Here is a 3,079-nt window from a genome sequence, read left to right as displayed (position 1 = left end):
CCCGGATCCGGCGGCGGTCGGGACCGCCGGTGTGCTCGAACACGACGCCGACGGCTCGGGCGCCGCGGTGCTGGCCGCGCTGGCCCGGTTGGCCGCTGCGGTCGCGGCCGAACTCGTCGCGGGCGGGTTGACGATCGTCGGCATCACCGGTTCGTCGGGCAAGACCTCGACCAAGGACCTGATCGCCGCGCTGCTGGCGCCGTTGGGCGAGGTCGTCGCTCCGCCCGGCAGTTTCAACAACGAACTCGGCCACCCGTGGACCGTGCTGCGGGCCGGGCGTTCGACCGACTTCCTGGTGCTGGAGATGTCGGCGCGCCACCCCGGCAACATCGCGGCGCTGGCCCGCATCGCGCCGCCGTCGATCGCGGTGGTGCTCAACGTCGGCACCGCCCACCTCGGCGAGTTCGGTTCCCGCGAGGCCATCGCGGCGACCAAATCCGAACTGCCGCAGGCGGTTCCGGAATACGGCGTGGTGATCTTGAACGCCGACGACCCCGTCGTGGCCGCGATGGCCGACAAGACCGCGGCGCGCGTGGTGCGGGTCGGCCGCGGCGCCGACGGACTCGACGTGCGCGCCGACGGCGTGACGCTCGACGCCCTGGCCCGGCCGTCTTTCACGTTGCACACCGGCGCCGGTGAGGTTGCGGTGACGCTCGCGGTACACGGTGACCACCAGGTGTCCAACGCGCTGTGCGCGGCGGCCGTCGCACTGGAGTGCGGCGCGTCGCTGGAGCAGGTGGCCGCCGCGCTGGCCGGGGCCGGTCCGGCGTCGCGGCACCGCATGCAGGTGAGCACGCGCGCGGACGGGGTGACCGTCATCAACGACGCCTACAACGCCAACCCGGACTCGATGCGCGCCGGGCTGAAGGCGCTGGCGTGGATGAGTCGGGGCGACGCACCCAAGCGCCGCAGCTGGGCCGTGCTGGGGGAGATGGCCGAGCTCGGCGACGACGCGATTACCGAACACGACCACATCGGACGGCTGGCGGTGCGATTAGATGTCTCTCGACTCATCGTCGTCGGATCTGGGAGGCCTATGAGCGCCATGCTGCACGGCGCGGTCATGGAGGGGTCGTGGGGCTCCGAGGCGACCCCGGTCGCCGACGCCGACGCCGCGCTGGAGATCCTGCGGGCCGAGCTGCGTCCCGGTGACGTGGTGCTGGTGAAGGCGTCCAACTCGGCGGGTCTCGGCGCGTTGGCCGATGCGCTCGTCGCCGCCGGCGCGGAAGACACCGCCAGCGATGGTGACCGATGAGGCAGATACTCATCGCGGTCGCGATCGCCCTGACGGTGTCGATCCTGCTGACCCCGGTGCTGATCCGGCTGTTCACCCGGCAGGGGTTCGGCCACGAGATCCGCGAAGACGGGCCGCCCAGCCACCACAAGAAGCGCGGCACCCCGTCGATGGGCGGGGTCGCGATCATCGCCGGCATCTGGGCCAGCTATTTCGGCACCCACCTGGTCGGGGTGCTCATCGACGGCAAGGGTCCGTCGGCATCGGGTCTGCTGGTGCTCGGCCTGGCCACCGCGCTGGGCGCGGTCGGCTTCCTCGACGACCTGATCAAGATCCGCCGCGCCCGCAACCTCGGGCTGAACAAGACCGCCAAGACCGTCGGCATCCTGATCGCCGCGGTGCTGTTCGGCGTGCTGGCCCTGCAGTTCCGCAACGCCGACGGCCTGACGCCGGGCAGCGCCGAGCTGTCCTACGTCCGCGAGATCGCCACCGTGACGCTCGCGCCCGCGGTGTTCGTGCTGTTCTGCGTCGTCGTGGTCAGCGCCTGGTCGAACGCGGTGAACTTCACCGACGGGCTCGACGGGCTGGCCGCCGGTGCGATGGCGATGGTCTGCGCGGCCTATGTGCTGATCACGTTCTGGCAGTTCCGCAACGCGTGCGCCACCAGCCCGGGGGTCGGGTGTTACAACGTCCGCGATCCACTGGACCTGGCGATCATCGCCGCGGCCACCGCCGGCGCCTGTATCGGCTTCCTGTGGTGGAACGCCGCGCCGGCCAAGATCTTCATGGGTGACACCGGGTCGCTGGCACTGGGCGGCATCATCGCGGGCCTGTCGGTCACCAGCCGCACCGAGATGCTGGCCGTCGTCCTCGGCGCGCTGTTCGTCGCCGAGGTCACCTCGGTGGTGGTGCAGATCCTGGCGTTCCGCACCACCGGGCGCCGCGTGTTCCGGATGGCGCCGTTCCACCATCACTTCGAGCTGGTGGGCTGGGCCGAGACGACCGTGATCATCCGGTTCTGGCTGCTCACCGCCATCGCCTGCGGTCTCGGTGTGGCTCTGTTCTACAGCGAGTGGCTGACCACCGTCGGTGCCTGACATGGAACCGTTGGGGGCCGATTCGACCGTGCTGGTCGTCGGCGCCGGGATCACCGGACGTGCGGTGCTGGCCGCGCTGACGCCTCTCGGCGTCCGCGCGACCCTCACCGACGACAGCCCGACCGCGCTGACCGCATCCGCTCAGCGGGGCGCCGAGGTCCTCGATCCGGCCACTGCGGTCGATCGGATCGCCGACTTCGACCTCGTGGTCGTCAGTCCCGGCATCCCCCCGGCCGCGCCGATCCCGACCGCCGCGGCCGCCGCCGGCGTCCCGGTGTGGGGGGACGTGGAGTTGGCCTGGCGGCTGGACCGCTCCGGCCGGTTCGGTCCGCCCCGGCAGTGGCTGGTGGTGACGGGCACCAACGGCAAGACCACGACCACGTCGATGCTGTACGCCATGCTGGTCGCGGCGGGCAGGCGCGCGGTGCTGTGCGGCAACATCGGTGACCCGGTGCTGTCGCAACTGGACCAGCCGGCCGACGTGTTCGCCGTCGAGCTGTCCAGCTTCCAGCTGCACTGGGCACCGTCGCTGCGCCCGGAGGCCGGCGCCGTGCTCAACGTCGCCGAGGATCACCTGGACTGGCACGGTTCGATGGCGGCCTACGCCGGGGACAAGGCTCGCGCGCTGACCGGCCGGGTGGCCGTGGGCGGGGTGGACGACGCGATCGCCGCCGAGCTGCTGGCCGCGGCCCCGGCCGAGGTGAAGGTCGCGTTCCGGCTGGGGGAGCCGGGCCCGGGCGAGCTCGGG

Annotated in this window: 3 protein-coding genes; all 3 read left to right on the top strand. The window is 71.9% G+C overall.

Translation table 11 applies throughout. From position 1 onward, the window contains the following. Positions 1-1,255: UDP-N-acetylmuramoyl-tripeptide--D-alanyl-D-alanine ligase (locus tag MVA01S_RS29310; protein ID WP_060941817.1), on the top strand; the 1,255-nt coding region annotated here is incomplete at its 5' end. After that, entirely contained in the window at positions 1,252-2,331 is a 1,080-nt protein-coding gene (mraY, locus tag MVA01S_RS29305; RefSeq protein ID WP_003933045.1) for a phospho-N-acetylmuramoyl-pentapeptide-transferase, read from the top strand. The genes MVA01S_RS29310 and mraY, both read left to right, overlap by 4 nt. 1 nt (position 2,332) lies before the next feature. Further along, positions 2,333-3,079 (top strand): UDP-N-acetylmuramoyl-L-alanine--D-glutamate ligase (gene murD, locus MVA01S_RS29300; protein WP_082762421.1); only part of this gene is annotated, 747 nt, incomplete at its 3' end.

Origin of the sequence: Mycolicibacterium vaccae NBRC 14118 = CIP 105934, from assembly GCF_001552715.1 — a bacterium.
GTDB classification, from domain to species: Bacteria; Actinomycetota; Actinomycetes; order Mycobacteriales; family Mycobacteriaceae; genus Mycobacterium; species Mycobacterium vaccae.
Note: the sequence above shows the minus strand (reverse complement) of the source record. Positions and strands in the feature narration are given on the sequence as shown.